We start from the raw sequence: 23,112 nt of genomic DNA, 5'->3' as shown, positions 1-23,112 counted from the left end.
CGGCGAGATACATGCATTTTAAAGGTGCAAATAAAAGTTAGCACCCCGTAGCATGTATTAAGCTGCATAGCCAGGTAAGCCATATCTTTGTTTTATGCACTTAACCAACATCTTACCACTTTGTATAGTATTGGCGGCAATTTTTGCCTACGTAAATTACAAGGTTATCCGTTGGCCGCCGGCAATAGGTATAATGGTGCTGGCACTTGCTTCTTCTGTAGTACTTGTGTTACTGCGTGGTTTCAATATAGCCTGGCTTAACCAGTTGGCACAGGCAGTTAATACCATCGATTTTAAAGAAGTTCTGCTCAACTTTATGCTGAGTTTTCTTCTTTTTGCCGGAGCTATACATTTAGATGCAAAAAAACTACACCTGGAGCGCCTACCCGTAACTGTACTTGCTTTATTTGGCACTATCATCTCGGCCGCACTTGTTGGTTATTTAACATGGTTATTATTTGGCTGGTTCAGTTACCCTATTCCTTTGATTTATTGCCTCATTTTTGGAACCATTATTTCTCCAACAGACCCCGTAGCGGTACTTAGCATTTTGCGGGAGGCCCGCATCCCTGAATCGCTTGAACTTAAAATTGCCGGCGAATCGCTTTTTAACGATGGAGTAGGTGTAGTGCTGTTTGTTACCATGATAGAAGTTGCCCACTCAGGCAATTTTTCTGCAATGGCATTTGGAAAACTGTTTTTACAGGAAGCAGGCGGAGGATTGGCCTTTGGTGCATTGTTAGGCTATGCCGGCTTTATTGCATTGCGCTCTGTAGATGACTACAAAGTAGAAGTTTTAATAACCCTTGCTTTGGTTACCGGCGGTTACTGGTTAGCAGACCAACTGCATGTATCTGGTCCATTAGCCATGGTTGTCGCCGGATTAATAACCGGCAACAAATCAAGAAGACAAGTTTTATCAGCCACCAGCTGGGATTATCTTGGCAAATTTTGGGAATTGGTTGATGAAATAATGAATGCGATATTATTTATGCTGGTTGGGCTTGAAATGCTTGTTGTTAAGATTAATCCGGTAGTCTTAATTATTGGCCTCGCCGCCATTATAGTAATGTTACTCTCGCGCTGGATATCTGTTGCCTTGCCGGTTTGGTTACTTAAGAAGACGATAGAATTTGAGCGTCACGCTACAGCTATACTTACCTGGGGCGGTTTAAAGGGAGGACTTTCAATTGCCCTTGCGCTATCTTTACCTGGCACCATGTTTAGAGATACATTTGTGCAAATCACTTATATTATTGTAGTATTTTCTATCCTGGTACAAGGCCTTACTATTGGCAGCTTTACAAGAAAGCTGATGGAGCGCCCCAACGCATAACAGTTGTTTTTCAAAAGCAATGCGAGCATGTCATGAAATCGTGTCCCTTCTTTTTAAGTACAGCGGTATCTAAAAAGAAGGGACGTTTTCTTGACAGTCTTAATCCAGCTTCTTTATCCAGATATTTCTCACCAAAACTTTGGTGATCGATTCTATTTCGATACCGATCTGCCCTTTTGCATTATTTGATGATTTCGGGTCGTCGTCAATCATTACCGCCATGAGCTGACCGTTCAAGATGTGAATCAGCACGCCGCCGCGAGCTATTACGGTGTATTGGTTCCAGTCGTCTTTTTTTACGTAATTGGCCAGATCCATAATATCGCCAATGTAACCCATCAGGCGCTTGCTCTTGTTTCCATAACCCTCAACCACTTGTCCGCGCCAGGCCAGGATACGCATGGGCGTGTTTTCAGAATAAAACTGCCCCGTCCAATACGGCGTAGCGGGCCAAAAATCAGCCTGCGGACCGGTCATCATCCAGTTCAGGTTAACCGGCTGCAGTTTTTCCGGGATTTTGGACAACCACGGCACGCCTGTTTTGCTTCGGTACTGAATACCGCTGCCGCCTTTACCTTCAATCTTAATCTCAAATTTTAGCGTAAAGTCTTTGGCCTTCATGGCCCTGTAGGCGATGTAGCTGTTGCCACTGGGATTCTCGGGCGTCGATTCGCCTACAATGGCGCCATCTTCTACCCGCCAAAACTTGGGGTTACCGTCCCAATCTGTCAGATCTTTTCCGTTAAAGAGGGAAACGTATCCTTCGTGATCATTAAAATCAAGCGGGGCTGGCTGCGTAAAGCCGTAGATGGTGGCCGGCATCTTGGTTTTTGTCAGCGGCGGGATATCCTGAGCATTGGTTATTACCGACGCCAGCATCAAGCCGGCAACAGTTAACAACCCACATTTTTTGGAGTTGAAACAGGCGGTTAAATTCATGTGTGTTATGGATTATTAGGGTTCTTCAAACAGTCTATAGGTTAGCGCTAATCTATTAAATAATCAGTAGCGTCAATGTCACAATAACATGATGAAAATAGCCAGATTAGCCTATTCATCGATACATTCCACCTCTTCATCGACACTTTAGCACCAAAGGCCTAAAATCTTGTTCCTTTTGAAAACAACTACATCTAACTATGAAAAAGCTATTTTTATTTGCGGGGCTCCTCAGCCTTTGCTTTTTTGCATGTACCAAGCAGAACAGCAATTCAGGAGGCTCAACTACACATGTTACCGTAAAAATGACCGATGCCCCTGGGGCGTTCAACTCGGTAATTCTGAATGTTAAAAGCGTGGTGATTGTGACCGACAAGGGCGAACAAACGCTGAATGTGAACGGCGGCCCCGTAGACATTCTGCGTTTCCGCTCCGGTCGGGATACTGTTTTGGCCGATGCCGATATTCCGGCAGGCTCTATCCAGCAAGTGCGTTTGGTATTGAATGACACTGGCAATCGCGTAATTGTTGGCGGCGTTTCATACGACCTGACTACGCCGAGCGGACAAACCTCTGGTGTAAAACTCAACGTACATGAAGATTTGACTGCCGGTATTGCCTACACCATGCGTTTAGACTTTGATGCCGCTCAATCTATTGTACTTACCGGCAACGGCAAGTATATCCTAAAACCGGTAATCCGAGCCATCGCTACCGCAGCTTCTGGCGCGTTAACCGGCATGGTTACCCCTGCTTCCTCTTCCCCTAAAGTTTATGCTATTGCTGGTACCGATACCGTTGGTACCGTTGCCGATGCCAACGGCAAATATTATTTCCCTGGTCTGGCTGCCGGCAGCTATCAGGTAAAATTTGTGCCCGTTAGTCCGTATGCTGTTAAAACTGTTACCAATGTGGCAGTTGTCAACGGCGCGGTGACCGATATGGGTACCGTGACGATCACCCAGTAACCCCTCAATCTATTATATATATCAATGTCGACGGCGGTCATTCCTTTGACCGCCGTTTTTTTGCTTTCTGCTAGCTTTGCACCAACCTCTGCCTAATCTCCGGCAAATGCTGATCGCTTCGATTTGGGAACCGGACTAGCTGCCTAATTCTTACCAATCTGATTAGTTGCCCCGGAAGGATACTAGAAATACTTCCAGATGTCTGCAAAACAGACACTCTGCACAATACATTTTCCCTAAAAGCAAATAAATGAATAGTTTGGCAACTTTTTTGTTACATATTAACATCTACATAACTAATAACAAAAGCTATGAAAAAAGTAACCCTAGTTTTATTAACAGCCTGTTTGATTTGGACAGTCCAAACCGTAAAGGCACAAACCCCGGATACTACAAAAAATAACATCGAAGTTAAAAAGAAGGTTAAGCAAGGGGTACATGGACGTACCGTAACTAAAGTTAAAATGACCGGAAAAGGTACACCAGAAGCTCTCAAGGAATCCGCCAACGGAACTGCAACCGGTCATTTAGCGCCACCGAAGCCTGCTGTTGAACCGGTAGTAGTAACACCGCCGCCAGCAACCCCTGCAGTAGTTGTGGTACATGATACCGTACACCAAACAGCGCCGGCCCCAGCACCAAAAACAACAACCACACGAGTAACCACCACTACCGAAACCAGGCCGGTTGTTACCAAAACAACTACAACGCACCATGTGGTGGCAACTAAAAAAACCTACCACAAACCGGTACACACCTACCACAAAACTTATAGTAAAACAGCAGTAGGCGCACCAACCACCAAAACCGTTACCACAACCACGGTTCAAAAAACACAATAAAACTACGCTGTATAGACAGCTGCAATTAAAACACAAAGACCATTATATAATATAGTGGCCTTTGTGTTTTATGATGAGGGACTATTGCAAGAATATCTCGCCCTATTGAAACGCGATTACATAAAAAAAGCCTTTAGACGCTCATCTAAAGACTTCTTATCTTCTCAAGTCGGGATGGCGGGATTCGAACCCACGACCTCCAGCACCCCATGAATGCCGTATATCGTCTTAAGTGACTGATAATGTGATAATAAACTCTTTTTAATAATATTACTGCCTAGCTACCGTATTCCTTACAGTATACCAAGATTTTTGACCTTATAAAGATAAGTGATCTGCTAGTAATCTGTTGTTATCATGCGTATTTTGATTTAAAGTGAATAAATGAATTATGGAGCCACTACACGTTTATAGCAATCAAGTGCAAGAAGGCAAACGAATAAATGAGAGGTCCTGCGTTGCTTGTGTTTATGCGGGAAGCTCTTGCACGCTACAGCAGCTATAAACGTAACTTTGCTGAATAATTCATCATTCGCACTCCATTCCTATTTTCCAGAAAAATTACGAAACCTGTTCTTATAAGAGATATACAAGAATTGAGAAATTATTGGAAGTGGTTAGGCAAGCTCTGAACCAGCTGAGCATTTGCATTGCAACTCAAAAAATGAGGATATTTTAGATTTATACAGGTAGTAAAAATCTTGAGTTAATAGGCCGCTTCGCTCAACTATTCCGTTATTTTAAGATATATCAAAATAGACTTATCTGTGAATCATCTTCATCATTGGCTTCTGTTTGACCATCTGCGGCACCTTGGGTTATGTTAAGCTCATTTCTGTACATAAAAGGGTCCAGTATCTTGGTTCCTGTTTAGTGCCTCGCTCTTCAAATAGTCCAATTGAATGTAGTTCGCGCGCAATTTCTCTAGCTTCGTTGATGTCTTTGCCCCAAATTCTGGCCAATGTTGATGTGGTTTGCTCTGCTTTCTCAGTTTTGAGCTCCTCAATGAACTGAATTAAGGACGGGAATTCAGCATAAATTGTTTGCTCTAAACGCACTTTAGATACCTTATCTAATGCTGCTTTCATTGCGGCTCGGCCAATCAATGCATCACCGGCGGCTTCATTCTCTCCTAATTCAATTTTTCTAATTTGTTCTGTTTTGGCCTCGTTTAGCAGGTGTATCACTTCACGTGGAGCAGAAACGCCTTGTCCGTCCTTAACCCGGGTAATTATCCAATCTAAAGTCTTTGGCTTTTTAGCTCCTTGATCTACCTGATCAGGAAATAACCTGTAAAATAACTTTTCTTGTTCACCAATATCTTTTACGACAAAATTCCTATCTATTTTCAACGCTTTTATAACGGCTTCGTTATTTAAAATCCGTAAGATAATGAGGTTTAAAATAGATTCTTTGCTCCAGTCAATGGTTATTGTTTTAGTCACGTGACTCGCTTCTCTGAACCCCGATTTAGTTATTCGTTTCCAAATATCATTCCGAAGAAAAACCTTTAAAATAATACGTGAAAAAGGTTTGAGGTCATTATACACTTTGAATAAGGCTCTCAATGCATTTGTCTCGAGATCCAAATTGTCAGAAAATGCAACATCCAGCCTATCAATTAAAATCCAAAGAGATATCGACGATTCTTTCAGAGCAGAATCCGCTAACTCAAACAGCTTTTCTATTGAAATTATACCACCGTTAACTTCATTTAGATTGGGCTCTCGAAACGAAATCTTAAAACTGATACCATTGGGGACCCCAGACAATTCATTTAGATCGACACCGGGCTGTATAGATTCAATTTTACTTAATTGCTTAATATAATTATATGCAGCTGATAAAATGCTTTTTAGCCCAGTCGAAGCAGGAATTAAATTAGATTTTTGAAGAGTTTCATTAATTTCATCGCTATCTTTCGTTTTAATTTTTAACTCTTGAATCGTTTTATTGAGTAGTAAAATGAAATACAACTTCCAAAGATTTACAAAGTCTATCTCTGACGTAGGAGGGTCGGTGGATAACCCAGAAAACGCCGTACTTCCTCTGGGGTTCTCTGCTGACAAGATTTTTATATTGCGCTTAGCAAGGTCTTCTGATTCGCTTTCAATAATGGAATATATTGCGCTTTTGCCTGACCCTTTAGGACCGTATATAACATCAACTTCACCGTTCAAAACCCTATAGTAAGGGTCCGTTGACATGAAATATTTTCTTAACTGATCTCTTTCTTCTTCGGCTATTCTTTCTCCAAAGCTAAGCTGCTTTAAAATATCAATTCTTTCCATCGTTATTGCATTGACAATATCTTACTTTAAAATATCTAAATATATTACATGTATTTGATCCAACGAAATATTCAACAGTTTACGAGACTGCAAAAATCAAAACAATGCATATCAGATTGGTAGTAAGCTGTGGGAGTGCCTAAATGGAGAATTCGCTGATATTGACCACCTGATTTCGGCGCAAACTGACCACCGATTCCGCGGGAAAGTGACCACCTGATTTCGGAGGAAACTGACCACCCCGAACGAGCCACATATGCTGTAGAAGCAGGCCTATTTTTGAGGTTTAACAACTTCACTAATGGCCAACACTACGATAAGCATGAGTAAGATAAGACAGATCCTCAGGATGTACAGCCAGGGCCGCAGCAAGCTATCGATAGCGGCCCAGACCGGCGTGTCACGCAATACCGCAAAGAAGTACCTTATTGCGTTCGATGCCAGCGGCTTTACGTTCGAGGAAATCAATACCCTTAATGATAAGGAGCTGGAGGACTTCTTTGGCAAAAGCAGTGAACGTCCCCCGGACAAGCGAATGGTGGCCCTGCAACGCTGTTTCCCGCAGATAGATAAAGAGTTAAAGCGTGTCGGTATGAACCGCCGCATCCTGTGGGAAGCTTATATCAAAGAGTTCCCTGACGGGTTCAAGTACACCCAATTCTGCTTTTATTACAACCAGTGGAAAGCCCGCGTGAACCCCACGATGCACCTGGATCATAAAGCCGGTGATAAGCTGTATGTGGACTTTGCCGGTGAAAAGCTAAGCATAGCGGACAAGGATACCGGTGAGGTCATCGAGGCCGAGGTGTTCGTTGCTATCCTTGGCGCCAGCCAACTAACTTACGTAGAAGCTGTGCTGAGCCAGCAGAAAGAAGACTTTATAGCAGCCTGTGAGAATGCCCTGCACTTTTATGGCGGCGTACCTGCCGCCATCGTTCCCGACAACCTGAAGGCTGCCGTTACCAAGAGTAACCGCTATGAGCCAACGCTGAACGAGACCTTTGCTGACTTTGCCGACCATTACGGAACGACCATCTTACCAGCGAGGGCGTACCGCCCTCGTGACAAAGCACTGGTAGAAGGAGCCGTTAAGATCGTTTACAGCCGTATCTACGCACCTGTTCGCAAAGAGGCCTATCATACCCTTGCAGAACTGAATATCGCGATCAAGGTCGCTTTAGAAGCACATAACAGCCAGCCGCTGAAAGGCCGCAATTACAGCAGAAAGCTCCAGTTCGAGGAGATAGAACGCCAGGCACTCTCGCCATTACCGGCATTACGTTATGAGTTCAAACGGCAGCACCAGGCCACTGTAATGAAGAACGGACATGTTTGTCTGGGTATCGACAAACACTACTACAGCGTACCGTACCGCTTTATCGGCAGGAAGGTCAAACTGCTGTATTCCCGCACCAACGTAGAAGTCTACTACCACTATGAACGCATCGCCATGCACAGGCGCATCAAAAGCCCTTACAGCTACACAACGGATAAAGATCACCTGGCTTCGACACACCGCTTTATGACCGAATGGACACCCGATAAGTTCCTGGAATGGGCAGCATCCATTCACGAGGATGTGAGGCTTTACATCCTGAAGATACTGGACCGAAAGCAACATCCGGAACAAGCTTACCGCTCCTGTATCGGTATCCTCAGCCTGGCGCGCAAGGCAGGTAACGAAAGGCTGGCCAGCGCTTGCAGGCGTGCGCTCGGCTATGGCGTGTACAACTACAAGACCATACAGCAGATACTGGAGAACAAGATGGACAGCTACGAGGAAAGCTTATTTGCTGACGAGCTGCCTATGCCCAGCCATGACAATATCCGGGGAGAGAACTACTATAAATAACCATTAATGAACAGATCGATATGAACACGAACACCTTAGACAAACTTCGCAAACTGAAGTTCTATGGCATGTACCATGCCTTTAAAAGCTGCCTGGAAACGGGACAGACCGCAGAATACACCACTGATGAACTGCTGGCCCACCTGGTAGAGGCCGAATGGGACGACCGGCAGAACAGGCGCATAGAGCGTACGATCATGTATGCTAAGTTCCGCTATAAGGCCTCGGTAGAGAACATCCACTACCATGCCGACCGTAGTATCGACCGCAATCAGGTAATGCGCCTGGCAGACTGCCACTTTATTGACCGGAATGAGAACCTGTTGATCACAGGCAGCACCGGTATCGGCAAAAGCTATATCGCTTCTGCTATCGGACACCAAGCCTGCATACTGGGTTACCGCGTGTTCTATGCCAGCACACCCAAACTCTTTGCTAAGCTGAAGATGGCCAAGGCAGATGGTTCCTACATGAAGGATGTAGCCAAACTGGAACGCCAGCAACTACTGATCCTGGATGACTTCGGTATACAACCTTTTGATGCGCAGAGCAGGGCCGCACTGATGGAGATCATTGAGGACAGGCACGGTAAGACATCCCTGATCATCACCTCTCAGCTGCCGGTCAGTAAATGGTATGAGGTCATTGGTGAAAAGACGATCGCTGATGCTATCCTCGACCGCATCGTGCATGATGCGCACCGGATGGAACTAAAGGGAGAGTCGATGAGAAAAAGAAGGCCCGCAGAGCCCGAAAAAAGCTATCTGCAAAACACACTTTAAATAACTACTTTTGACAACGCTTCTACAGCGTTCGCTGCGCTCGTTCGCCAGCACTTTGGGTGGTCAATTTGCCACGGAATCACCTGGTCAACTTCTCCGTATTATACAGCTCTTGCCCAGGATGTCTTGAAGAAATCAAACAGGTCCATAAACTCTTCCGAAATTTTTGTAAAAACATCCTCGTTAATAGCATAATAGGTCTTCCTGTTATAATATCTTATAACGTAGTAAGTATATAAATTTAACAGCCTGGCATTATCCTCATCGCTTATATTCCATCAGATACCATTCCTTATTCACCTGTGCCGCAAAGATAGCCCACCGCCGGGATAAAAAGTAAAGGCTATACAAGCGGGCGGGAGTTGTTCGCTTTCAGCGGCCCCGCCCGGCCTTGACTTTTTACCCGGCTCGCGCTGTTTGTTGCTTAACAGTTGAATAAGGGATGGTGGGTTCAGCGGGTCGCAGACTTGTCGCTTTAATTTAAACAGGTTTTATATTTTTTCACGTACAAATGAAGAGACGGTTAAGCGGTGAACGCCAAGAATTCTACCTATAGCACTATAAGATATTTTTTTATTCACCAATGATTTAATATCGTCTTCTTTGCCTGTAAGTTTACGCATCTGTGATTTGCTACCTTTGGAACTGTTAAAACATCCTGCTCCCCGAAAACGACGGTAAAACCCGGGTCGAGTTGCTGAAGTTTATAAAAGTCAGCGGCCCGGTGCCCGAAATCCTGGAAGAATTGCTCAAATACTTCGGGCATTCAGTACCAGCTCGCACCCATATCAAAGGTGTAGCCATGGGTGACCAGCCGGCGGGCACGGCCGCCGGTCTCCGCGTTCTTTTCGTAAACATCCACCCGGCAACCGGCCTTGGCCAGGTACGCCGCGGCGCTTATACCGGAAAAACCGGAACCGATAACTGCAACTTCAGGTGTCTGCATCATAAGCTTGGTTAGGCAATTATAATTCAATTATATACTATAAAATGATTTTAGTACAAAAATATACTATTATGACGAAAGACGACGCAGGCTGGCAGCAGAAGCGACATCCGGCATGCATTCGAGAATAAAAATTAACGATGAACAGCAGCAGTTGAATCAGGCCGGATCGCGGGGCTGACGGGCGATCCAGCCCCGTGCGAGCTCCAGGTCGGTAAAATATTGGGTGGTTACAATGCCGGCCATGATATCGATGCTCTTTTTGGCCGCCAGCTGACTAAAGGTGCTGGGTGAGAAGACATGCGCGAAATATTTCAGCCCTGCCTTTTCCATCATCGGGAACCATTCGTTTCCAACCCATTCGACGGCTTCCGACCAGTTGCCCTGGACATGGGTATTGTCGTTGACCACCCGGTCGCAATGGTTGCGCGAGAGGTAATCCAGCATCAGCAGGCAGCCGCGCTGTACCGAGGCCAGGTCCTGAAAGCCGCTCCAATCCACTTCCAGGGTATGTTCAGCAGGTAGGCAGTTGATGGTGATCTTGCTGTCGAGGTAAGCGGTAGACTTTTGGATCACAGGGGTATTATCGGCCGGCAGGGGCAACCGGAAATAAAAGGTCGAGCCTTTGCCCGGTTCACTTTCGATCCAGAAACTGCCCTGGTGGCGGCGGAGGATCTCGGCGGAAATGAAGAGCCCGAGGCCCAGGCCGTCGAAACGCATCGCCGTATTGTCTACGCGGTAATAACGGTCAAAGAGCTTGTCGAGATTCTCGGGGGCGATCCCGATGCCGAAATCTTGTACCGACACGACCAGGCTGTCGCCTTCCACGAAATTATTGACCAGTATCCGGCTCCCATCCGGCGAATATTTCGCGGCATTGGTCAGGAAATTATTGATGACCCGTTCCAGGCGGAGCCGGTCGCCGGTGAAAGGGACATCTGCTGCGCTTTCCAGGATGATCTCATGGCTGGCATTGTACTGCATATTGTCTATGCTTTCCCGAAGGAGCGCACTGAAAACAAAAGTTTCCGCCGTGTAGACCACTTTGCCCGCGTTGATCTTGGTCACATCCAGCAGGTCATTGATCAGCCGCTCCAGGCGGTAAATATGATCGGCCGACTTATCGATAAATCCGGCAAGGCGCGCTTCATCCCTGGTCCGCTTCATCAGCTGGTTAAAGGCTTTGATACTGGTCAGCGGGGTTTTGAGTTCATGACTGGCGATGGATAGAAATTCATCTTTACGCTGCTCGTTCTCCTTCTGCTCGTGGATGTCGGTGCTGGTGCCTACCCAAAGCTGGATATGGCCCTCGGCATCCCGGTGCGCGGAGAACCGCGACAAATGCCAGCGGTAGGTACCGTCATGTCTGCGAAAACGGCTCTCCATCTGCATGCCCTGACCGCTGGCCATGGCCTTTGGCCATTCCGCTTCTGCGACCGGCCGGTCGTCAGGATGCAGAATGTCCCATACCTTTTCCCGCAGTTCTTCAAAATCCCGGATACCGGTATATTCATACCAGCCCTGGTTATAATAGGTCGCCTGTCCCTGCGGGTTGGCGGTCCAGATCTTATGTGGTATGGCGTCGGCCAGGAAGCGGAACAGTTCGCCGCTTTCTTTCAGGGCCAGTTCGGCTGCTTTCCGTTCGGTCACATCGACGATCACGCCGGTGAATACCGGAAGGTGACCATCCGCACCCGGACGGGTCTGCCCCCGCGCGAAGAACCAGCGGACGGCACCATTAACGATCACGCGGTATTCGGTCTCGTATTGCCCTCCCTGCACAACGGGGTGCTGCCGTTGCGCATTGATCAACGGTGCATCGTCCGGATGCAATAGGTCCATATAGGCGGCGCGGCTGCAGCCTCCCGGCTCATAGGGCATGCCAAACATGCGGGCGAGGTTCTGATCGGGGTAAAACCGGTCGTTTTCCATATCGTAGGTCCAGGTACCCACCAGCCCGGAGGAGAGCGCAGACTCCAGTTGCACGCGGGTGTGTTCCAACTGTTCGTTCAGCCGGGCATTTTCCAGCGCCAGCCCGATATGGTTGGCCAGGTTCTGCGCGAACCGGAGGTCAGCTTCATCGTAATACTGGCCCGTAACCGAAGACACAAAGCTGATCAGGCCGGTGATCGTTTCCTTATGGTAGATCGCTACCGTGATCACCGACTGCAGGTTGAGCCTTAGGATCGCTTCCAGCTGATCGGGGTCTTTAATGGAACCCCGGACCATGGCCTCGGTGACCTGCGGGACAAAACTGGGCTCACCGGTCTTAACGACCCTGGCCGCGCCGGAATCACTTTTCAGATCGGTCGGATAGGCTTCCCGGTAGGTACGCGCCCAGCGGATCATGCCCGGGTCTTCATGGGCAAGCACCAGTTCCTCCAACCGGCCGTCGTGGATCAGGTCGATACTGAACCAGGTGGCGAACTTCGGAACGATCAGCTGGGAGATCTTAGCCAGTGCTCCTTTGGTATCCCGGGCCCGTGAAAGTTCTTCCGTGGCGGTGTTGAGGTAGGCCAGCAGGTATTCTTTTTTCTTCAGCGCGCTAATGTCGCGGATCATCCAGTAAGTCAGGGTCAGCCCGTTGGTATCGGTAAAGTTTGCCGAACTCACCAGGACGAACACCGGTTCTCCTTCTTTTTCCAGCGTAAACTCCTCCTCTTGGAGCACTTCTTTATCCGGGCCGCTGAAGAAATCGCGTGCAGGCCGGCCGGCATAATCCAGGTCCATGAACAGGTCGCGCACTGCTGCGGGATTCGCGTACACGATAACCCCTTGCCCGTCGAGTGCGATCACACTGCCTGCACTCTGGTCGTAAACTTGGCGGAAATTTTGGTGGTTTAACATAGGAAAGGCGTAGTTGACCGCCATGGGTAAACAAAGATAGCAGGATTTGGTTTTCTTGCGTCAGGTCGGCAAAATCACCTTCAGGAGTATTTGATTTTTACTTATAATTTATATTTTTAACCAAAAATAAATTATATCTTTGCGGCGCTTTTGAAGAACATGCCCAAAACGATCTTAATCGCCGAAAATGATGCAGATATCCTGGATATTATGGGATATATCTTATCAGACGCCGGCTACCGGGTTTTAAAATCGCTCGGCGCCGATGCTTTGCATTTGGCCTTCGCAGCTTTGCCGGACCTTTTGATCCTCGATCACCGGCTGGAGGATAGTTGGGGGGCGGATATTTGCCGGCAGCTGAAGGCCGCTCCGCTTACAAGCCATATACCGGTGATACTGATGTCGGCTACCATGCACCTGGAAGAGACAGCGCGCGCGGCCGGTGCGGATGAATTCCTGACCAAACCCTTTGATATTGACCAGCTGCTTTCCCTGGTGGCTGGCCTTTTCCGTTAACTTTTCCGGCTACCCAAAGTTTCCAATCTTCCGATCGCTTTCACGGCGGCATGGGTACTCCGGTTCAGAAATTCCGGGTCAACCGCCATGCCGCGCTGCTGCAAGAGCTGAAGGGTGGTTTTGATCACGGTAAGCGGCGTGCGCCAGTCATTCCGGGACTGATCACAAACCTTTCCATGGCTGGATAGCGAGGGTAAAGTCCGGCGGATGGTTGGCGATGAAAGCACTGTACAACCCGAAACTTTATCCGCGTTCGGTTCGCTAGCTGCGGATCTCCCTTCGCATAAGCAGGTAATAGGCCCAGGCAAAACATCCGGTCATGGAGGCCACTAAGCCGCTCACCTGCGGCCAGGCCAGCATCAGGCTTTCTTTAAACGGCAGTGAGGACGGAATTGCCCCGGCCATCTGCTCCATCGTCAGCGGCCCCAGACTGCGGACCGAGGGCATCAATAGGGTGGTAACGGCATCCGTGTAAAGGTGATTGGGCGCAATGCGAAGGAGGTTCAGAATGATCTCGTTGTACCGGATCACCTGTTCCTGCGTAAGCAGAGCCGGGTCCGGGAGTAAGGACCGGATCGCCAGATTGACGACCAGTTGGTAAAAGACGGTAAAGAACAGCCAGATACCGATGGCGGTGAGCGCGGAAGTGGCTGCCTGACGGAAAACGATCGACAGGACGATGGACAGGCTTAGCCAGAAAGCGACATAAACGATGGTGATGACCAGGAAGCCGATGATCCTCAGCAACTCCTGCGGTTCCATGCGTACTCCCGTTAATAAAAGCCCGCCGCCGATCATCAGCAGGGTAAGGGCGGCAAACAGGCTGCTGACCACCACCAAGGCGCTTAAAAACTTGGCCAGCAATAGATTGTCCCGGTAGACCGGCTGCGCCAGCAGCCGGATCAGGGTGCCGCCATTCTGCTCCGAGTTGATGGCATCGAAACCCAGACTGATACCTAACAGCGGAGCGAGAAAACTTAAAAAGATATGAAACGGCGGAACGGAGTTATCGGTCGCTGTCAGCAGTTTAAGGTATAAAAAGGCATGATCCGGATCGTTCAGGTCGCCGAAGGAGCGTTTCACGTTCGTCAAAGACACATACAGGGAGGCGACGAAGGTCAGGACGATCAGTCCGATGAGGATCGCAAAGCGCCAGCTGCGGATATGATCGCCAATCTCTTTATGGATCATGACCCTTAGCGGGCCTGATTCTCCGCTATTAATTGGCGGATTCAAAATATTTTTGATAGATATCTTCAAGTCCATAGTTTTTTTGATTAACACGGGTAATATTGCAGCCTTCTTTGACCAGATAGCGGACCAGGTCCGGGGTCATATCCCGGCTGCAGGTAATGTCGATTTCATGTTCATGGACGTCGATCTGCTCGACGCCATCCAGATTTTTCACGATGTCCGTCAAGGGTTCGGGCTTTGCGACCGGTTCCTCGAGCGTAACGGCCGTAATGTAGCCCGCTTTGCCAAACAGTTGAGCGGCTAATTTTTCCAGGTTCCCTGCTGCCAGTAGTTTCCCCTCGACGAAGATGCCGACCCGGTCGCAAACCTGTTGCACATGATGCAAATGATGAGAAGACAACAGCACAGTCAGTCCCTGTTGCCGGCTGAGTTGTTTGATGAGGGTCAGGAACTCCTTAACCCCGGCAGGATCGATCCCTAAGGTGGGTTCGTCCAGGATGATCACTTCCGGCTGCTTCAGGAGCACGTCTGCCAGGCCGAGGCGCTGCTTCATGCCTCGGGAAAAGGCTGCGGTGGGTTTGTGGCTGTCCGAGGTCAGCCCCACAATTTCTAACGTTTCCGCCACGCGTCCTTTCAACTGCGCTTCGGGTATGCCGTTCAGCCGGCCGATGTACTGCAAATTCTCCGCAGCGCTCATATGGTCGTAAAAGCCAACGCTGTCCGGCATATAGCCAACTTTTCGCTTGACCTCCAAAGGGTTGCGCGTGGCGTTGTACCCGCAAACCAGAGCACTTCCCCCGGCGGGTTCGGTTAATCCCAGCATCATCAGGATGGTCGTGGTTTTGCCCGCTCCGTTCGGGCCCAGCAGACCGAAGATCTCCCCTTTGTAAATGTCCAGGTCCAGGTGATCGACGGCTTTCTGCGCGCCATAAAGCTTGGTCAGGCCTTTCAGCTGTATAATAGGATCTTTCATTGGTAAAAACGGTAATGGGCGGCTTATCTCCTCCCGTATTTACGAATCAGGTAATACACGATGCCGATGGCCAGGAAAATAAGGAGGATCCCGATCCATCCGGAAAGCAGGGACGTTTTGACGGTAAGCCGGTAAGCGATCTGGGTGTTGGTGCTGCCGGAGGTCGCCGTAAAGGTCCCGGAATAGTCCCCGGCCAGTGTTTTGTCAGGCACTTTTAAGGTCGCGGTGATATCGGCGGTCTGGCCGGGGCCCAGTTGCTTGATCGCGGAGGGCTCGTAGGTCGCTTCCCACCCGGCGGGCAACTGGGCAGTAATTTGTGCGTTGTTGAGTGTTAAGGTGCCGGTATTCTTTACCACTAAGGGCAATTGTTTCTGGCTGCCCGAGGTCACCTCGTCGCTCAGTCTGCCGGTAGGTGTGCTCAGGAAGATACCGTAAGTGCCTTTGACCACGGCCTCCAGGTTGAGCGAAAGGGAATCCGGCTTGGCAACGGCGCGGATGGGAATGACATATTTCTTAGCCGGCGCATTCGGTGCGGCATTGATCTCCACGCTGATGTCCTGCGATTTGCCTGCGTCCATATTGATGGAGGTCACCTGGGTGCCATCTACTTTGAAGGCGATCATCCAGCCCGCCGGCAGGTCGGGTTTTAGCTCGTAAACCTTTGCACTTGCCGACCCGTTATGGAGCGTGGTCGTATAACGGAAGATCTCGTTGGATGCCGCTTCGATGTTCATCAGCTTGGCCGTGAAGGCGGACTTAGCGCCCGAAGGCGGCTGCTGTGCGCGGGCCAGGAAACCGGAAATAAATAAAATAAGAATGATTGAGCTTAACCGGCGTAATAAGCCTGCGTTGGTGGTAGGGATGTTGCTTAACATGATCTAAGAACTAAAACGGTTAAATGATAGCTTTCAAAAAATGCTGTTGATAAATTGGGTTTAATGTATTTAAAATTGATGGTCCAAATTAAAAAAGGCGGTAAAAAAGCCGCAAGTGCTTTAACATTTTTTAACAATTCAGGCTGAGATGTGAGCGTATGCAGGGGCGATGTCAACAAATACCGATTATTCCTGTTATGTGTAAGCTTATTGATCGCTATGCCTAAAAAATAGTATGGAAGAAACAAACTATCCGGTAAACCTGCTGCTGGTTGATGACGACGCAGCCAACCTGGAAATGATTGCCGGCGCATTGGACGGTCAGGGCATCAACGTGCTGACCTGCAGTGCTCCCGGCCAGGCATGTCAGCGGTGCATCGATGAAAAGATCAGCATTGCGCTGGTCGATGTTCACATGCCGGGCATGAATGGCTATGAAGTTTTGGCGTCGATCAAGAATAATCCGCTGACGAGCCAGATCCTGGTCGTACTGCTCACCGGCAGGTCGATGACTTCGGAAGAGATCGTACACGGGCTGAACCTCGGTGCGGTGGATTATTTATTCAAGCCGCTGGATCTGTATATCCTGAATGCGAAGGTTAAATCCCTGGTGGCGCTGATCCGTTACCAGCTGGAGATCGAAGCTAACCGGGCCGAGAAAGAGATCTTCCTGGCTAATATGAGCCATGAGCTCCGGACGCCGGTGAATTCGCTGATCTCGCTGGTCTACCTGCTGCAAGCCACGAAGCTGGATGAGGAGCAATCGGAGCTGCTGGGCCTGATGGACTATACGTCCAGGACTTTACTCGGCATTGTCAACGATGTGCTGGAAAGTGCGAAAATCGACGCAGGGAAAGTAAAGTTAGCGCTTGCAGAAACCGATCTGCGGCAATTACTCAAAAACGTATGTGAAATGCTCAGCCCCCTGGCCAGGGAGAAGGGGCTCGCCCTGAGCTGCGAGCTGGCGGACGACTTACCGGCACAGGTGCTGGCAGATGCGCTGCGGCTGAGCCAGATCCTGATCAACCTGATCAATAACGCCATCAAATTTACGGAAGCCGGGTCGGTGGTGCTGCGGGTCAGTAAATTAGAGGAGCAGAACAACCGGGTGCAGCTGGCTTTTACCGTTGCGGACACGGGTATCGGCATTCCGGCAGCCGCTATCAAAAGGATCTTTAAACGGTTTGAGCAGGTGGACGATCCGCAATGGCGCAAATCGGGCGGATCCGGCCTCGGGCTGTCGATCGTCAAAAAACTGATCGGGCTCATGGAAGGCTCCTTCCGGATCCAAAGCGAGGTCGGCAAGGGCACCTGGTTTAATTTTAACCTGTGGCTGACGCTTCAGCAGCCCACTCCTGCTGCCACGATTTGAAGATCAGCAATTCGGCCTACAAACTTATGGTAGATTCGAATGTTAAATTTATGTTGCGGCAGGTAAATACATGGCCTGCATCTGCTATGAATACTCTTGTTCTGTTTTTCTGGACCGCAGCATTTGGCGCGATGTATGTTTATGGCCTCTTGCAGACACACTTTTTAATCTCTCCCCTCATGACGATCTTGCCCGGCAGGGACCGCATCGGGCACAGCCGCACCGGGTGCCAGCGGTATATTCGTACCAGCACTGGATTAAAAGTTACGTCGCCGGACGGATTATGGATTCAAGGCGATCGCCGCTCAAACATTATCAGTTCCATATGGTTTTATTACGCATGACGATTAGCCGTTTAAACAACTATTGATTCTGTTTTATGTCGGAGAAGCATTTAATTAACTATGAACATATCCTGAACGAGGACATCGGGCTGCTGAAAAAAGCACTCGACGCGTCGGTCTCGGGTATCATTATCACGGATAACCGTCAGCCGGACAACCCGATCATTTACTGCAACCAGGCCTTTGAGCGTATCACCGGCTACCAAAGGCCGGAGATCATCGGGCATAATTGCCGCTTCCTGCAAAAGGATGACCGTAACCAGCAGCCGCGGCAACAGTTGCGCGAGGCGATCGACCAGGGCGAGACCTGCGTGGTGGAGATCCGCAATTACAAGAAGAACGGTACCCTGTTCTGGAACGAGCTGTACGTATCGCCTATTAAGAACAACGAGGGGAAGGTCGATTATTTTATCGGCGTACAGAACGATATCACCCGCCGCAAACAGGCCGAGGAAGATCTGCGTACCAACCAGTCCAGGCTCGAGCAGCGCATCGAGGAGCGCACGCAAAGCCTCAGACAAAGCGAAGAATATCTGGCCAGTATCGTCCAGACCGTGCGGGAAAGTTTGCTGGTGCTGTCACCGGACCTGAAGGTGCTTTCCGTGAACGATCATTTTATCCGCACCTTTAAGGTGTCCAGGGAAGAAACGGAAGGCAAAACGCTTTATGAACTCGGCAACGGCCAATGGGACATCCGGGAACTTAAAAACCTGCTCGAGCAGATCCTCCCGACCAATAACCCGGTGATCGATTTCGAGGTGAGCCACGATTTTCCGCATATCGGTAAAAAACTGATGCTGCTCAATGCCCACCGCATCGAACTGGAGGGCCAGTATAAGGACCGTATCCTGATCGCGATCGAGGATATCACCGAAAGACGCGCGATCGAGCAGCGCAAGGACGACTTCCTGTCCATTGCCAGCCATGAGCTGAAAACGCCCTTAACCACCATCAAAGGGTATATCCAGATCATCAATCGCCTGATGCCCAATACGGCAGACGAAAAACTGTTGAGTGCAGTGGGTAAGACCGCTTTGTACGTGGAGCGGCTGAACAACCTCATCGGGGAATTGCTGGATGTGTCGCGCATTCAGTCAGGCAAAATCGAACTGCATAAGGACCCTTTCGATTTTGACGAAATGGCAGCCGAAGCAGTGGACAGCATCCGCCAAGCGACCAAATCCCATGAGATCGTGGTTAGCGGCGGGACCGGGTGCCGGGTGAATGGCGATGAATCGCATATTGCCCAAGTGGTCACCAACCTACTCAGCAATGCCATCAAGTACTCGCCGGATCATGACCGGGTCGAGGTGCATTTATCCGTGGTCAGCGATTACCTGAAATTCTCCGTGAAGGATTTTGGTTTGGGTATCGCCAGGGATGAGCAGGAGCGTATTTTCGACCGGTTCTACCGGGTCGGCGAGATACAGCAGCATTTTCCGGGCATGGGTATCGGGCTCTATATTTGCGCAGAGATCATCCGTAACCATAACGGCACTTTATGGGTGGACAGCGAACTGAATAAAGGGTCTACCTTCAGCTTTACCCTGCCACTGGATCAAACGGAAGGAGTCGCCGATGGCCGCTAAAATTCTGATCTGCGATGATGATGAGGGCATCCTGGACCTGGTGGAATTGATCCTGAAGGAGGAAGGTTTCGAGACGATACCGGAAATTAATTCCCTGAATATCGCCAACATTGTCAACCGCGAACATCCTGATCTCCTGTTGCTCGACCTGTGGATGCCGGTACTTTCGGGCGACCAGGTCCTGCGTTCGCTACGGGAAAACCCCGCGACCCGGGGGCTTCCGGTCATTGTGATCTCAGCCAGCCGGGACGGCAAAACCATTGCCATGAATGCGGGCGCAACGGACTTTATCGCTAAGCCGTTTGACCTGGACCAGTTGGTGGAGAAAGTAAGGACGGTACTCCCGCAGGATTGATCCGGGCAGGCGCCACCAGCTACCGCGCATCGTTTATTAAAATGACACCCTACCGGCCGGATGTCTGCCACACCCGGCATTTGCTAACGCCTGATCTCTCACCGGTCGTTAAGACTTTAGGTACGCAGCCGCCCTTAAATAAATACATGGCGGACGTATGAAAGGCAGGACTAAAGGCCTGCGGGTTGAAATTTTGACACGGGGAAACTGAAAAATTTTCACAGAAACTGCAATTTTTTCAGCAAGTCAGGCCGGATGGCACCCTGGCACGGGACTTGAATACCAGCTGGTAGTTTAATTAACAAATAAGTTTCAATCATTAATTTATTAAGGAGGAAAGACCTATGACATTGGTTAAATTCAATTCCGCAAAACCAACCGGCAACGCGTTATTGCCAGGCTTTAACGACGTATTCGAATCTATTTTTAATGACACCTTTTTTAGTGACCGGCTGGTGACCCGTGTACCTGCGGTGAACATCAGCGAGAGCGAGAACAACTATCATGTAGAACTTGCCGCACCTGGTCTTAAAAAAGAGGACTTCAAACTCAACCTGGAACGTAACCAGCTGAGCATTTCGGTGGAACAAAGTGCTGACCACGAAGACAACCAAAAAAATTACAGCAAGCGTGAGTACAGCTACAGTTCCTTCGTGCGTTCGTTCACTTTACCGGAAAGTGCAGATGACAGCCGCATCGACGCCAGCTACACCGACGGGGTACTGCGCATCGATATCGCCAAGCGCGAAGAAGCCAAAGCGGTACGCCGCCAGATCGAGATCAAATAAGTGTATGAATAGTTTTTAACCCAAAGGGCTCCTGCTTGCAGGGGCTCTTTGAATTTAACGGCTATGGAAACGCAATTTTATATCTTACTGAGCCTGAAGACCCCGAAAGGTTTTGTGGATTACGGCCAGTATTTCTTGGGCAATGACCGCGAAGCCGCTTACGGCCTCTTCGAACAATTGAAAGGCAGCGCCGACCTCCTGGCGTCCTGCCTGCTGCATATTGATTTAATGGAAACGGTGAATGAGTTGCCGGTGAAGATCAGAACGATCTGCTGTACGCTGGAAGAACTGGGCGATAACTGCAAGCTGATCGCGCGGGAGATCTTCCGTTTAAAGAACCTGGAGGAAATGCCATGAAAGAGAAAGTCATTTCGCTCCTGCTGGCATCGCTGGCGCTCCTCCTTGCAGCATGGGCCGGGCTGAACTATTTGGCGCGGCATACGCTGCCGGCGGAGATACGGAACCTGTTCAGCATCATGTTCCTGCTATGGTTCGCCGGGATCCTGACCCGCCGGGACCGGGATGATGACTGGGCCGGTCAATGCTAAAGCGCAGGGCGGCATACACCCGCCTTGCGCTTATTTCATTTTTCTTCGATCGCTTTGATCTCCATCAGGTGGTGCCTTAGCGTAGGCAACATTTGTTGTGCGAATGCTTTGACTTCCGGGTCCTTCCCGGCGGTCGCATAATTTTCAAAAACCTGGACCGTATTGCCATGCCCGGCAACCATGGCGTGGACGTACAGCTGATCAAATCTGGTGCTCGCTTTTTCCAGGTTCAGGTCAGGCCGGATAGCGCCGGTCGCCGCGGATGGCAAGATGATATGCCGGCTCTTCGCCAAGGCCAGGAGTTTTTGCTCCGTATCGCCATGATCCTTGACCATCATCTGCCCAAAGGCTTTGACATCCGGTCGCATGGCTTTCTGCGCGGCAAGGTTGCCGGCGCTCACCTCCTGAAGGCTCTTGATACTGGCCACGATCAGGAAATGCCGGGCCGTGGTGTCAGGATCCGGCTGCGGGATCTGGGCTTTGGCGGCTACGCAAAAACCCAGGAATATAACGAATAATAGCTTGCTCATGGCTGCCCAACGCCTCCTGACGAACCATAGACCTGGCCGCTGGCGAAACTGGCATCGGCAGCAGCCAATTGTACGTAGATCGAAGCCAGTTCCGCGGGCTGCCCCGGCCTGCCCAGCATCGTCCAGCTACCAAACATCTGTTGTTTTTCCGGCTGGGCGCCGCCGCTGATCTGCAAAGCTGTCCAGATCGGGCCCGGTGCGACACCATTCACGCGGATGCCTTTTGGCCCTAATTGTTTGGCCAGTGACTTGACGTAATTCATCGTCGCGGCCTTGGTTTGCGCATAGTCATACAGGTCTGGGCTCGGATCATATGCTTGTTCGGAGGTCGTGCCGATGATGGCCGATCCCGGCGGCAGATGCGGCAGTGCTTCGCGGATGATCCAGAACGGCGCGTAGATATTGGTCTTCATGGTCGCATCAAATGCCTCGCTGGTAATATCCAGGATGGAATTCTGTGATTGCTGCCGGCCGGCATTATTCACGATGATATCCAGTCCGCCCAGACCTGCAATGGCTTTATGCACCAGTTCCTTGCAGAAAGCTTCCTGCCGCAGGTCGCCGGGAATGGCAATGGCTTTGCGGCCTTCCTTTTTGATCAGCGCGATCACTTCCTGGGCATCGGGCTCCTCGGTCGGGTAATAATTAATAGCGACATCGGCGCCCTCCCGGGCATAGGCGATCGCCGCTGCACGTCCCATACCCGAATCGCCGCCGGTGATCAGGGCTTTGCGGCCCGTTAAACGGCCGGAGCCTTTATAGCTTCTTTCGCCGCAATCCGGCACCGGATCCATTTTGCTCTGCAAACCCGGCCAGGGCTGCGGCTGGCTTTTAAAAGGCGGTTTGGGGTGCAGTTTGGTCGGGTCGCTGATCCTGGCGGGCCCGTCATAGGGTTTGTTTTCCATAGGTGTTCCTCCCAGTACGGGGGTAACCGCGACAGCGGCCAGTGCCGTACCGATGCCGGCGACGGCCTGCCGCCGGTTCATTTTAGATTCGTTTTGCATTTCAGTCTTTCTTTTTGGGTACTTTGGCGCCTGCCGCGCGGGCTTCGGAAAGCCCGATGGCGATCGCCTGTTTACGGCTGGTTACTTTTTTTCCGCTGCGGCCGCTTTTCAGCGTACCTTCTTTTTCTTCGTGTAAAGCCTGGTGAACCTTGTCCTGCGCTTTTTCTGAATATTTGGCCATGATGCTGTCTTTTTTACAAAAAAACAGACCTGTAGAATTA

At 49.8% G+C, this 23,112-nt stretch carries 22 protein-coding genes; 12 read left to right on the top strand and 10 right to left on the bottom strand.

All coding sequences use genetic code 11. The features are described 5' to 3' along the window. The first annotated feature begins 94 nt into the window (after nucleotides 1–94). Nucleotides 95–1,336: a sodium:proton antiporter gene (locus tag ABZR88_RS21530; protein WP_107831511.1), complete on the top strand. Its 1,242-nt coding sequence runs from the start codon at nucleotides 95–97 to the stop codon at nucleotides 1,334–1,336. 99 nt (nucleotides 1,337–1,435) lie between these two features. Here ABZR88_RS21530 and ABZR88_RS21525 read toward each other — a convergent pair whose 3' ends face one another. Next, nucleotides 1,436–2,275, bottom strand: a complete 840-nt coding sequence (locus tag ABZR88_RS21525; RefSeq protein WP_211309878.1) for a DUF1080 domain-containing protein — start codon at nucleotides 2,273–2,275, stop codon at nucleotides 1,436–1,438. 200 nt (nucleotides 2,276–2,475) lie between these two features. On the opposite strand from ABZR88_RS21525, the gene ABZR88_RS21520 reads away from it, so the two are divergent. Together ABZR88_RS21520 and ABZR88_RS21515 are read left to right on the top strand one after the other, a co-directional pair. After that, on the top strand, nucleotides 2,476–3,243 hold the full coding sequence (locus tag ABZR88_RS21520) for a DUF4382 domain-containing protein (protein ID WP_107831513.1): 768 nt from the start codon (nucleotides 2,476–2,478) through the stop codon (nucleotides 3,241–3,243). A gap of 311 nt (nucleotides 3,244–3,554) precedes the next feature. After that, on the top strand, nucleotides 3,555–4,085 hold the full coding sequence (locus tag ABZR88_RS21515; protein ID WP_107831515.1) for a hypothetical protein: 531 nt from the start codon (nucleotides 3,555–3,557) through the stop codon (nucleotides 4,083–4,085). 818 nt (nucleotides 4,086–4,903) lie between these two features. On the opposite strand, the gene ABZR88_RS21510 is transcribed toward ABZR88_RS21515, so the two are convergent. Further along, complete coding sequence (locus tag ABZR88_RS21510; protein ID WP_107831517.1) at nucleotides 4,904–6,376, bottom strand: P-loop ATPase, Sll1717 family; 1,473 nt, start codon at nucleotides 6,374–6,376, stop codon at nucleotides 4,904–4,906. A 322-nt stretch (nucleotides 6,377–6,698) separates the two neighbouring features. Between ABZR88_RS21510 and istA the strand changes: the two genes are divergently transcribed. Then, nucleotides 6,699–8,228, top strand: coding sequence for an IS21 family transposase (gene istA, locus ABZR88_RS21505; RefSeq protein WP_369434689.1), 1,530 nt, complete (start codon nucleotides 6,699–6,701; stop codon nucleotides 8,226–8,228). A 20-nt stretch (nucleotides 8,229–8,248) separates the two neighbouring features. Continuing rightward, nucleotides 8,249–9,010: an IS21-like element helper ATPase IstB gene (gene istB / locus ABZR88_RS21500; protein WP_107831783.1), complete on the top strand. Its 762-nt coding sequence runs from the start codon at nucleotides 8,249–8,251 to the stop codon at nucleotides 9,008–9,010. Between the two features lie 766 nt (nucleotides 9,011–9,776). Here istB and ABZR88_RS21495 read toward each other — a convergent pair. Continuing rightward, nucleotides 9,777–9,956, bottom strand: coding sequence for an FAD-dependent oxidoreductase (locus ABZR88_RS21495; RefSeq protein ID WP_245917018.1), 180 nt, complete (start codon nucleotides 9,954–9,956; stop codon nucleotides 9,777–9,779). A gap of 159 nt (nucleotides 9,957–10,115) precedes the next feature. After that, nucleotides 10,116–12,827, bottom strand: a complete 2,712-nt coding sequence (locus ABZR88_RS21490; RefSeq protein WP_107828002.1) for an ATP-binding protein — start codon at nucleotides 12,825–12,827, stop codon at nucleotides 10,116–10,118. Nucleotides 12,828–12,962: 135 nt separating this feature from the next. Here ABZR88_RS21490 and ABZR88_RS21485 point away from each other — a divergent pair, with 135 nt between their 5' ends. Next, a complete protein-coding gene (locus ABZR88_RS21485; RefSeq protein ID WP_107828001.1) occupies nucleotides 12,963–13,319 on the top strand; it encodes a response regulator transcription factor in 357 nt (118 codons plus the stop codon). Between the two features lie 261 nt (nucleotides 13,320–13,580). Here ABZR88_RS21485 and ABZR88_RS21480 read toward each other — a convergent pair whose 3' ends face one another. Genes ABZR88_RS21480 through ABZR88_RS21470 form a run of 3 tightly spaced genes read right to left on the bottom strand, consistent with a single transcriptional unit; the run spans nucleotide 13,581 to nucleotide 16,361 of the window. Beyond that, the gene (locus ABZR88_RS21480; protein WP_107828000.1) at nucleotides 13,581–14,585 is read right to left on the bottom strand and encodes an ABC transporter permease; all 1,005 of its coding nucleotides are present in this window, start codon (nucleotides 14,583–14,585) and stop codon (nucleotides 13,581–13,583) included. Next, nucleotides 14,539–15,486: an ABC transporter ATP-binding protein gene (locus ABZR88_RS21475; protein WP_107827999.1), complete on the bottom strand. Its 948-nt coding sequence runs from the start codon at nucleotides 15,484–15,486 to the stop codon at nucleotides 14,539–14,541. Before ABZR88_RS21475 ends, ABZR88_RS21480 begins: the two co-directional genes overlap by 47 nt. 23 nt (nucleotides 15,487–15,509) lie before the next feature. Then, nucleotides 15,510–16,361 carry an NEW3 domain-containing protein gene (locus tag ABZR88_RS21470; protein WP_107827998.1) on the bottom strand — a complete coding sequence of 284 codons (852 nt, stop codon included), beginning with the start codon at nucleotides 16,359–16,361 and terminating at the stop codon, nucleotides 15,510–15,512. Nucleotides 16,362–16,596: 235 nt separating this feature from the next. Between ABZR88_RS21470 and ABZR88_RS21465 the strand changes: the two genes are divergently transcribed. The 6 genes from ABZR88_RS21465 (at nucleotide 16,597) to ABZR88_RS21440 (ending at nucleotide 21,357) form a co-directional block, all read left to right on the top strand. Continuing rightward, entirely contained in the window at nucleotides 16,597–17,733 is a 1,137-nt protein-coding gene (locus ABZR88_RS21465; RefSeq protein WP_107827997.1) for an ATP-binding protein, read from the top strand. 379 nt (nucleotides 17,734–18,112) lie between these two features. Further along, nucleotides 18,113–19,666, top strand: coding sequence for a PAS domain-containing protein (locus ABZR88_RS21460; RefSeq protein WP_107827995.1), 1,554 nt, complete (start codon nucleotides 18,113–18,115; stop codon nucleotides 19,664–19,666). Next, on the top strand, nucleotides 19,656–20,021 hold the full coding sequence (locus ABZR88_RS21455) for a PleD family two-component system response regulator (RefSeq protein WP_107827994.1): 366 nt from the start codon (nucleotides 19,656–19,658) through the stop codon (nucleotides 20,019–20,021). The genes ABZR88_RS21460 and ABZR88_RS21455 overlap by 11 nt, the downstream gene beginning before the upstream one ends. 344 nt (nucleotides 20,022–20,365) lie before the next feature. After that, on the top strand, nucleotides 20,366–20,809 hold the full coding sequence (locus tag ABZR88_RS21450) for an Hsp20/alpha crystallin family protein (protein WP_107827993.1): 444 nt from the start codon (nucleotides 20,366–20,368) through the stop codon (nucleotides 20,807–20,809). 63 nt (nucleotides 20,810–20,872) lie between these two features. Continuing rightward, nucleotides 20,873–21,166, top strand: a complete 294-nt coding sequence (locus tag ABZR88_RS21445; protein ID WP_107827992.1) for a hypothetical protein — start codon at nucleotides 20,873–20,875, stop codon at nucleotides 21,164–21,166. Further along, a complete protein-coding gene (locus ABZR88_RS21440) occupies nucleotides 21,163–21,357 on the top strand; it encodes a hypothetical protein (protein WP_107827991.1) in 195 nt (64 codons plus the stop codon). Before ABZR88_RS21445 ends, ABZR88_RS21440 begins: the two co-directional genes overlap by 4 nt. Nucleotides 21,358–21,392: 35 nt before the next feature. Here ABZR88_RS21440 and ABZR88_RS21435 read toward each other — a convergent pair whose 3' ends face one another. From ABZR88_RS21435 to ABZR88_RS21425, 3 genes are read right to left on the bottom strand one after another with little or no spacing between them, the layout of a single operon-like run. After that, nucleotides 21,393–21,887, bottom strand: a complete 495-nt coding sequence (locus ABZR88_RS21435) for a DUF4142 domain-containing protein (protein WP_107827990.1) — start codon at nucleotides 21,885–21,887, stop codon at nucleotides 21,393–21,395. Continuing rightward, on the bottom strand, nucleotides 21,884–22,891 hold the full coding sequence (locus tag ABZR88_RS21430) for an SDR family oxidoreductase (RefSeq protein WP_107827989.1): 1,008 nt from the start codon (nucleotides 22,889–22,891) through the stop codon (nucleotides 21,884–21,886). The genes ABZR88_RS21435 and ABZR88_RS21430 overlap by 4 nt, the downstream gene beginning before the upstream one ends. Nucleotide 22,892: 1 nt before the next feature. Further along, nucleotides 22,893–23,072 carry a DUF6496 domain-containing protein gene (locus tag ABZR88_RS21425; protein ID WP_107827988.1) on the bottom strand — a complete coding sequence of 60 codons (180 nt, stop codon included), beginning with the start codon at nucleotides 23,070–23,072 and terminating at the stop codon, nucleotides 22,893–22,895. Nucleotides 23,073–23,112 lie beyond the last annotated feature (40 nt).

It is taken from the genome of Mucilaginibacter yixingensis (assembly GCF_041080815.1).
GTDB classification, from domain to species: domain Bacteria; phylum Bacteroidota; class Bacteroidia; order Sphingobacteriales; family Sphingobacteriaceae; genus Mucilaginibacter; species Mucilaginibacter yixingensis.
This window is presented reverse-complemented; position numbering and strand designations above follow the sequence as displayed.

Bases quoted from the DNA above. Each gene is read 5' to 3' on its own strand.
- ABZR88_RS21530 (WP_107831511.1), top strand. From the start codon at position 95: ATGCACTTAACCAACATCTTACCACTTTGTATAGTATTGGCGGCAATT.
- ABZR88_RS21525 (WP_211309878.1), bottom strand. From the start codon at position 2,275: ATGAATTTAACCGCCTGTTTCAACTCCAAAAAATGTGGGTTGTTAACT.
- ABZR88_RS21520 (WP_107831513.1), top strand. From the start codon at position 2,476: ATGAAAAAGCTATTTTTATTTGCGGGGCTCCTCAGCCTTTGCTTTTTT.
- ABZR88_RS21515 (WP_107831515.1), top strand. From the start codon at position 3,555: ATGAAAAAAGTAACCCTAGTTTTATTAACAGCCTGTTTGATTTGGACA.
- ABZR88_RS21510 (WP_107831517.1), bottom strand. From the start codon at position 6,376: ATGGAAAGAATTGATATTTTAAAGCAGCTTAGCTTTGGAGAAAGAATA.
- istA (WP_369434689.1), top strand. From the start codon at position 6,699: ATGAGTAAGATAAGACAGATCCTCAGGATGTACAGCCAGGGCCGCAGC.
- istB (WP_107831783.1), top strand. From the start codon at position 8,249: ATGAACACGAACACCTTAGACAAACTTCGCAAACTGAAGTTCTATGGC.
- ABZR88_RS21495 (WP_245917018.1), bottom strand. From the start codon at position 9,956: ATGCAGACACCTGAAGTTGCAGTTATCGGTTCCGGTTTTTCCGGTATA.
- ABZR88_RS21490 (WP_107828002.1), bottom strand. From the start codon at position 12,827: ATGGCGGTCAACTACGCCTTTCCTATGTTAAACCACCAAAATTTCCGC.
- ABZR88_RS21485 (WP_107828001.1), top strand. From the start codon at position 12,963: ATGCCCAAAACGATCTTAATCGCCGAAAATGATGCAGATATCCTGGAT.
- ABZR88_RS21480 (WP_107828000.1), bottom strand. From the start codon at position 14,585: ATGGACTTGAAGATATCTATCAAAAATATTTTGAATCCGCCAATTAAT.
- ABZR88_RS21475 (WP_107827999.1), bottom strand. From the start codon at position 15,486: ATGAAAGATCCTATTATACAGCTGAAAGGCCTGACCAAGCTTTATGGC.
- ABZR88_RS21470 (WP_107827998.1), bottom strand. From the start codon at position 16,361: ATGTTAAGCAACATCCCTACCACCAACGCAGGCTTATTACGCCGGTTA.
- ABZR88_RS21465 (WP_107827997.1), top strand. From the start codon at position 16,597: ATGGAAGAAACAAACTATCCGGTAAACCTGCTGCTGGTTGATGACGAC.
- ABZR88_RS21460 (WP_107827995.1), top strand. From the start codon at position 18,113: ATGTCGGAGAAGCATTTAATTAACTATGAACATATCCTGAACGAGGAC.
- ABZR88_RS21455 (WP_107827994.1), top strand. From the start codon at position 19,656: ATGGCCGCTAAAATTCTGATCTGCGATGATGATGAGGGCATCCTGGAC.
- ABZR88_RS21450 (WP_107827993.1), top strand. From the start codon at position 20,366: ATGACATTGGTTAAATTCAATTCCGCAAAACCAACCGGCAACGCGTTA.
- ABZR88_RS21445 (WP_107827992.1), top strand. From the start codon at position 20,873: ATGGAAACGCAATTTTATATCTTACTGAGCCTGAAGACCCCGAAAGGT.
- ABZR88_RS21440 (WP_107827991.1), top strand. From the start codon at position 21,163: ATGAAAGAGAAAGTCATTTCGCTCCTGCTGGCATCGCTGGCGCTCCTC.
- ABZR88_RS21435 (WP_107827990.1), bottom strand. From the start codon at position 21,887: ATGAGCAAGCTATTATTCGTTATATTCCTGGGTTTTTGCGTAGCCGCC.
- ABZR88_RS21430 (WP_107827989.1), bottom strand. From the start codon at position 22,891: ATGCAAAACGAATCTAAAATGAACCGGCGGCAGGCCGTCGCCGGCATC.
- ABZR88_RS21425 (WP_107827988.1), bottom strand. From the start codon at position 23,072: ATGGCCAAATATTCAGAAAAAGCGCAGGACAAGGTTCACCAGGCTTTA.